Origin of the sequence: Mycobacterium sp. (assembly GCF_019243155.1) — a bacterium.
In the GTDB taxonomy this organism is placed as follows: domain Bacteria; phylum Actinomycetota; class Actinomycetes; order Mycobacteriales; family Mycobacteriaceae; genus Mycobacterium.
In genome coordinates, this window is record NZ_JAFAUS010000465.1 from 1 (window position 1) to 6,256 (window position 6,256).

9 protein-coding genes are annotated in these 6,256 nt (G+C 67.1%); 5 read left to right on the plus strand and 4 right to left on the minus strand.

Going from position 1 to position 6,256, the window contains the following annotated elements:
• From JOZ00_RS23500 to JOZ00_RS23510, 3 genes are all read left to right on the plus strand, one after another.
• The coding region (locus JOZ00_RS23500; RefSeq protein WP_293348868.1) for a zinc-binding dehydrogenase at window positions 1-146 on the plus strand (146 nt) is incomplete at its 5' end.
• 58 nt (window positions 147-204) lie between these two features.
• A complete protein-coding gene (locus JOZ00_RS23505; RefSeq protein WP_293348844.1) occupies window positions 205-648 on the plus strand; it encodes an SRPBCC family protein in 444 nt (147 codons plus the stop codon).
• Between the two features lie 58 nt (window positions 649-706).
• Entirely contained in the window at window positions 707-1,294 is a 588-nt protein-coding gene (locus JOZ00_RS23510) for a YbhB/YbcL family Raf kinase inhibitor-like protein (RefSeq protein WP_293348847.1), read from the plus strand.
• Between the two features lie 7 nt (window positions 1,295-1,301).
• Here JOZ00_RS23510 and JOZ00_RS23515 read toward each other — a convergent pair whose 3' ends face one another.
• Entirely contained in the window at window positions 1,302-2,864 is a 1,563-nt protein-coding gene (locus tag JOZ00_RS23515) for an NAD(P)/FAD-dependent oxidoreductase (RefSeq protein WP_293348850.1), read from the minus strand.
• Between the two features lie 75 nt (window positions 2,865-2,939).
• Between JOZ00_RS23515 and JOZ00_RS23520 the strand changes: the two genes are divergently transcribed.
• On the plus strand, window positions 2,940-3,530 hold the full coding sequence (locus JOZ00_RS23520) for a TetR/AcrR family transcriptional regulator (protein WP_293348853.1): 591 nt from the start codon (window positions 2,940-2,942) through the stop codon (window positions 3,528-3,530).
• Here JOZ00_RS23520 and JOZ00_RS23525 read toward each other — a convergent pair.
• Window positions 3,527-4,069: a TetR/AcrR family transcriptional regulator gene (locus tag JOZ00_RS23525; RefSeq protein ID WP_293348856.1), complete on the minus strand. Its 543-nt coding sequence runs from the start codon at window positions 4,067-4,069 to the stop codon at window positions 3,527-3,529. The two genes, JOZ00_RS23520 and JOZ00_RS23525, sit on opposite strands and share 4 nt — an antisense overlap.
• Window positions 4,066-4,401: a DUF962 domain-containing protein gene (locus JOZ00_RS23530; protein ID WP_293348859.1), complete on the minus strand. Its 336-nt coding sequence runs from the start codon at window positions 4,399-4,401 to the stop codon at window positions 4,066-4,068. The genes JOZ00_RS23525 and JOZ00_RS23530 overlap by 4 nt, the downstream gene beginning before the upstream one ends.
• Before the next feature lie 87 nt (window positions 4,402-4,488).
• On the opposite strand from JOZ00_RS23530, the gene JOZ00_RS23535 reads away from it, so the two are divergent.
• Complete coding sequence (locus tag JOZ00_RS23535; protein ID WP_293348862.1) at window positions 4,489-5,292, plus strand: alpha/beta hydrolase; 804 nt, start codon at window positions 4,489-4,491, stop codon at window positions 5,290-5,292.
• Between the two features lie 2 nt (window positions 5,293-5,294).
• Here the strand turns inward: JOZ00_RS23535 and JOZ00_RS23540 are convergent, their stop codons facing one another.
• The gene (locus JOZ00_RS23540; RefSeq protein ID WP_293348865.1) at window positions 5,295-6,164 is read right to left on the minus strand and encodes a LysR family transcriptional regulator; all 870 of its coding nucleotides are present in this window, start codon (window positions 6,162-6,164) and stop codon (window positions 5,295-5,297) included.
• Window positions 6,165-6,256 lie beyond the last annotated feature (92 nt).

Below are 6,256 nucleotides of genomic sequence, written 5' to 3' on the forward strand. Positions count from 1 at the left end.
CCTGGATCACCCCGCTGGGCGAGGCGCTGCGCGACGGCACCGCCTCCCCCATCGTCCACGCAGCCGTGCCGTTCGCCGACGCCCCCAGAGCGCACCGGATCTTGGCGGCACGGGAGAACATCGGCAAGGTCGTGCTGGTGCCCTGACCGACACCGGCCTGGCAAAGGTGGTTTCCGGCGCCGCCGCAGCGGTTATCTCTGTGCGGTGGCCATCACCGAAACCCGCGAGGTCGTCATCGACGCGACACCCGACGAGATCATGGACGTGTTGTTCGACCTCGAGTCCTTGCCCGAGTGGTCGTCGGTCCATCGAAAGGTCGAGATTCTCGAACGGGACGACGAAGGGCACCCCAGCAGATCCAAGCAAGTGGTCAAACTCGTCGGCGTCAGCGACGAGCAGGAGTTGGCCTATAGCGTGCACGACGACGGCGTGAGCTGGACACTGATCAGCGCCAAACAGCAACGCGCGCAGGAGGGCCGCTACACGCTGAGTCCCGAAGGCGACTCGACCCGGGTCCGCTTCGATCTCACCGTCGACCTCTTGATGCCGGTTCCCGGTTTCTTGGTGAAGAAGGGCGCCAGTAGCCTGCTCGACACGGCGACCAAGGGGCTGCGCGACCGGGTGATGGAGCAGAACAAGCGCGATTAACCCAGCGTGGGCTCAAAGACCCTTTCGTTCTGGTAGCGCTGCAGCCACACTTTTCTTCATGAATCGCACACTTGCACGGATCGCTGTTGCCGGTGCGGGTTTGGCGCTGGTGGCCGCGCAGGCCGGCTACGCCGGCGGCCGAACGACGGCGCCGCTCGCGACGAAGATGACTCCGGTCGCCCGGACCTTGCCGGCGGCGCCCGCCGGCGGCCCGCTCACGATCAACAGTCCCGCCTTCGGCAACGGCGCGCCGATACCGGCGCAATACACCTGCAAGGGGGCCGGCATCTCGCCGCCCTTGACATGGTCGGCTCCCTTGGGCGCGGCGCTTGTCGTCGACGATCCGGACGCCGTCAACGGTGTCTTTGTGCACTGGATCGTGGTCGGGATTCCCCCAGGCGCCGGCAGCACCGCCGACGGCCAGAGCCCGGCCGGCGGCATCGCCCTACCGAACACCGCCGGCGACCCCGCCTACAAGGGGCCATGCCCGCCGGCGGGAACCGGGACGCATCACTACCGGTTCACGCTCTATCAGCTGCCCAACGACTACCAGCTGCCGAGTGGCCTGGCGGGCGTGCAGGCGGCGCAGGCAATCGGCGCCGCCGCGAACGCGCAGGCGCAGCTTACCGGCACGTTCGGGGGCTGATCCGCGGCTACGGCGCGTCGTCGAGCGCCTGATAACCCGCGTTGTACCCCGGAGTGAACGTAATGCCCGGCCCGCCATGGCATCCCGCGCCGCCCAGGTAGAGGCCATCGATTCCGATGGGCATGTCGAGGAAGCCCTTCGGGCCGGGACGGTTGGGCCCCATCAGGTCCGGGTGTAACAGCCCGTGACAGAAGTCGCCGTCGGGGGCGCCGAACATGGTGTTCATGTGATACGGCGCGAAGGTGATGTTGCGGATCAGGATGTCCTTGAAGTTGGGCGCGAACCTGGTGATCTTGTCGATAACCCGTTGCGCCATCTCGTTTTTGAGATGGCCATGCTGGTCGCGGGGCACCTCGACCGGGAAGGCGTAGGCGTACGCGCTGGCGGCGTGCTTGCCGGGCGGCGCCATGCCGGGGTCGTGCACCGACGGGATCTGCATCCCCATCGACGGATTGTCCGGGACGAGTCCCTGTCGGCAGATCTCCCATTGTCGCTGTTGTTCTTCCGGTGACCCGAAGATGCCGACCGACTGCTGCATACCTTCCTCGTTGAGGAACTCATACGGCGGCGCGAATTCTGGTAGCCCGTCCAGCGCGAAGTGGATCTGCACGAACGAGGCGCGGTGGTCTCGGCCGGAGACGCGCGAAATAAGTTCCGCGGGAATGTGTTCGGGGGCGATCAGCTCGGTGAGGGTGAGATCGGGCGACAGGTTGGACACTACTATCGGCGCCGAGACGATCGATCCGTCCCGCATCCGCACGCCGGTGACCTTGCCGTGGTCGACCAGGATCTGCTCGACTTTGGCGCGGAAGCGAATCTCGCCACCGTGGGAGATGAAGAGCTCGCGCAGGTGTTCGGTGAGTGCGCCGATGCCGCCTTTGAGCTTGGTCATCATCGCGGTGCTGTCGTCGGGGACGGCCAGGGCGAAGGCCAAACAGGTTGCGCTGCCGGGTGTGTACGGCCCGCGGTAGGTGGAGTTGACGGCCAAGAACGCCAGCATCCCGCGCATGACGGCGTGCTTTTCCTTGTCCGGTAGATAGCGGTCGATCACGTCCATCGACGAGCCGAACAGCATTTCGTGAATCGCCCGGCGTTCGGCGTCGTTGGTTGCGCAGGCATACATTTCGTCGAGCGTGTTGGGTGGCCGGCGCACATCGAAACGGCCGAGTGCCCGTGCGGGCGCCTGGCTCCACGCGATGAGTTCGGCCATGCCGGTGACGGCCTCGAGGCCGTGCTTGGAGTTGAGATGCGTCATCAATTGCATCGGGTCGCGATAGAAGACCATCGGCTCTTCGCCGTTCTCGCCGATGTTCGTCGACATCACCTCAGGTTCGATCGCGGGCAGCGTGTCGAGCCCGAGGTCCTTGGTGAGCTGGCTGGCCATCGGGAACTGCACCGAGCCCGCGATCTCATAACGAAAGCCGTCGATCAGTTCGACGGTCGCTGCCATGCCGCCGGCGTAGGTGTTGGCTTCCAGGCAAACCGTGCGCAGGCCCGCGCGCTGCAGGATTGCCGCGGCTGTCAGCCCGTTGTGGCCGGCGCCCACCACGATCGCGTCGTAGTCCGTCATCGTTGACCTCCTCGCGTTGACCAGAATATGTCAGTACTGACACAATTGGAAGAAGTCGGTTACGATCAATGCGAGATGGCCGCCCCGATCAACCGTCACGAGTTACGCCGGCGTTCGACGCACGAGGCACTGCGTCAAGCCGCGTTGAAGAGCTTCGCGCGCAAGGGATTTGTGAACGTGACGGTGACGGAGCTGGCGGCCGAAGCCGGCGTCACCGAGCGCACGTTCTTCCGGCACTTCCCCACCAAGGAGGCGGTGCTGTTCCAGGACTACGAGACCCAGCTGGAATGGCTGGCCGAGGCGCTGGCACAGCGTCCGGCGTCCGAGTCGGTTTTCGACGCCGTGCTGGCCAGCGTCGCCGCTTTCCCGCACGATCTCGAGGTGGTCCGCCAGGCCGCGACGGCCCGCACGGAGCTGATCAGCGCCGAGCGAATCGAAGGCCACCTGCGCGTGGTGCAGTCGTCGTTCGCCCACGTGCTGACCGAGTTCGTCAGGAGCCGCAACCCCGAGGCTGACCTGGCCGCCGAGGTCGCGGGTTCCACGCTCGCGGCGGCACTCGTTGTGGCAGTGGAGAATTGGGGCCGCAACGGCTGTAGCGGCGACCTCGGGGAGATCGTGGCCACGAGTCTGGACCTGCTTCGATCGGGCCTGGCGTCCTTGAACTAGGTCCTCCGGGTGGCCAGCCGCAGCAGTCCCCCACGCAGCGCGTCGTCGGGGCGTGCGGCGTCGAGCTCGACCAGGGCGATCTCGGCGACCGCGGCGACCAGCAGCGCGGCGATCGGTTCCGGCGCTGCCCAGCCAAGCGCCACCAGGTCGGGCATGATCTGCGCGGCGGCGCTGTCGTTGCGCGCCGCAACCAGATCGCTGAGCCCGGCCTCGGTGCGCGACTGGACCAGCAGCGCCTTGGTCGCCGGTTCGGCCAGGCACCCGTCGAGGTAGGCGGCCATGCCCGCCCTGAGGCGATCGGCCCCGGGCGCCAGGTCGGCCGTCGCGGCCGTGATCGCTTCCTGCAGCTCGTCATGGAACCGGGCATGCAGCGCGCGTACGTACTCGGCGCGGCTGGGCCAGTGTTGGTAAAAGCTGCCTTTCGCCATGCCGGCCTCGGCGACGATCGCGTTGACGGAGATCCTGGCCAGGTCCGCGGCCGAGAGCAGGCGCTGCCCGGCGTCCAGCAGCGCGGTGCGGCCCGGTTCGGGTGACCTCACCGCAGGGCCGCCCTACGTTGGCTGCGACGGGCCAGCATCTCGCCGTACTGCTCGCAGACGTCGATCACGCCGGTGAGCTGGTAGGTGATCCAGCCCTTATGGGTCGACGGCAAGTTCTTCTCGAACAACCGGTGGCCGAGGATCTGCATCGCCCACCCGCCGATGAACATCGGCGCCCCCACCCGCGGTTTGGCGAACATCAGCGGCATGCCCGCCGCGATGATCGGGATGCCGATCAGGTGCGTCACCCGGACCCCTTTCGACGTGTGTTGGCCGCGGTAAAAGGCCATCTTCTCCGCGAAGGGTGCCTCGGGAGGCGGGGCCTGAGCCATTCGCATCTCCTCTTGTCGCAACCGCTCGTCAGGTTGTACGGTACTTTATGACCGACCAGTCGGTCAACGGAACGAGAGGGGCTGCGAATGCCGACAGTTCAGACCAGGGCGGGCCGAGTTTCCTACAGCGAACTGGGCAGCGGCCCAACGGTTTTGCTACTGCACGCGTCACTGCACGATCGCCATGACTTCGACCAGATCGTCGAGGCGCTGGCCCGCCGCTATCGCACGATCGCGGTGGACTGGCCCGGGCACGGGGATTCCGACCCCGTCGATGCATCCGTCGAACCGAGCGCGCCGCTATTTGCCGACGTGCTCGAAGACGTCGTCGACGGGCTGGGCCTGACACGGATGGTGTTGATCGGAAACTCGGTCGGCGGATTCGCCGCCGCGCGGCTGGCGATCAACCGCCCCGAATCCGTCGCCGGCCTGGTCCTGGTCAACTCGGGCGGCTTCGTCCCGTCGAACTTCATCACCCGATCGATGTGCGCGGTGATGGGCACGCCCGCGGTATTTCGCAGCATCGCTCCCCCATTCGTCCGCGGTTACATGAAGGCTCGCACGGACAGCGACCGGGAAATCGCCGCGCGTGCGATCGCGGCCGCCAAGACCGCCGAGGGCCTCCGCGTCGCGACCGGGTTGTGGCGCAGCTTCGCCACGCCCGGGCACGATCTGCGCGCCCGGGCCGCGGAGTTGTCCGCGCCCACCCTCCTCGTGTGGGGCAAGCGGGACATCGTGCTACCCCTGCGCGCGGGCCGCGCAACCCACGCCAACATTCGGGGATCCCGCTTGGAGATCCTGGACACCGGCCACGTGGGGTTCTCCTCGGATCCCGGCGGCTTTCTCGCCGTCGCCGAACCGTTCCTGGAATCGATCTGCCGGCGCGTGTGAGCTCAGATCTCCTGCGCGCTCGCCACCGCCGCTTCGACGAACCTGCGCAGTGCGGCGTTGCGGGCACGTGGCAGCAGTGCCAAGGAGACCGGGCTCGCCGGTGCGCCGCGCAGGGCGATGAACCGCACGCCGGGATGGATGTTGCGTCTGACCGCGACGTCGGGAATGACGCCGATGCCGCGATCGGTCGCGACGGATTCGATCCACTCGTCGAAATTCGCCGTCTCCACAACGGTTTTCGGCCCGTCGCCCGCCGGCCAGGACCACGGTCCGGTGGTGCCGCTGGTGGTGTTGACCACGAGCGGCAGCCGCGGGATCTCGGCCCAGTCCAACTCCGATCGGTTCGCCAGCGGCGAGTGGACAGAGCACACCGCTACACGTGACTCGTTGAACAAGTGCACGATTCGAACCGCCGTGGATGTCACCAGCCCGCGCACCACGGCGACGTCGACCCTTCCCTGCTGCACGGCCGCGAGCGCGTCGTCGGTGCGAACCAGGCTGACCGTGGTCCCGGTCGCCCGCTCGAACCGCGCGACGGTGTCCTGCGCCCACGGGTCGGGCAACAACCAACTGAACCCGAAACGAATGCTCGGCTGGCGCCGCAGGGCATCGAAGCCGCGTGCCAGCTCGGCGAGGACCCGCTCGACGTAGTCGAGGAACACGTGTCCGGCCCGGGTCGTCTCCACACGCCGCGAACTGCGGTCGAACAGCGTCACCGACACCGCGTCTTCCAACTGCGCGATGGTGCGACTCAGCGCGGGCTGGGTGATGCTGAGTTCGTCGGCGGCCTGGGTGAACGACTGCAGCCGAGCCACCGCCTCGAACGCCCGCAGGTGGCGCAGCTCGACTCGGCCGCCGTGCAACACGCCCATGCCTGCCGAGCATAGATGCTTTACAGCAGGCATTTCACGTGGGATTTCCGCTGCCCTAACGTCGGTTGCAAGAGATGCGCAAGCCAGCTCTT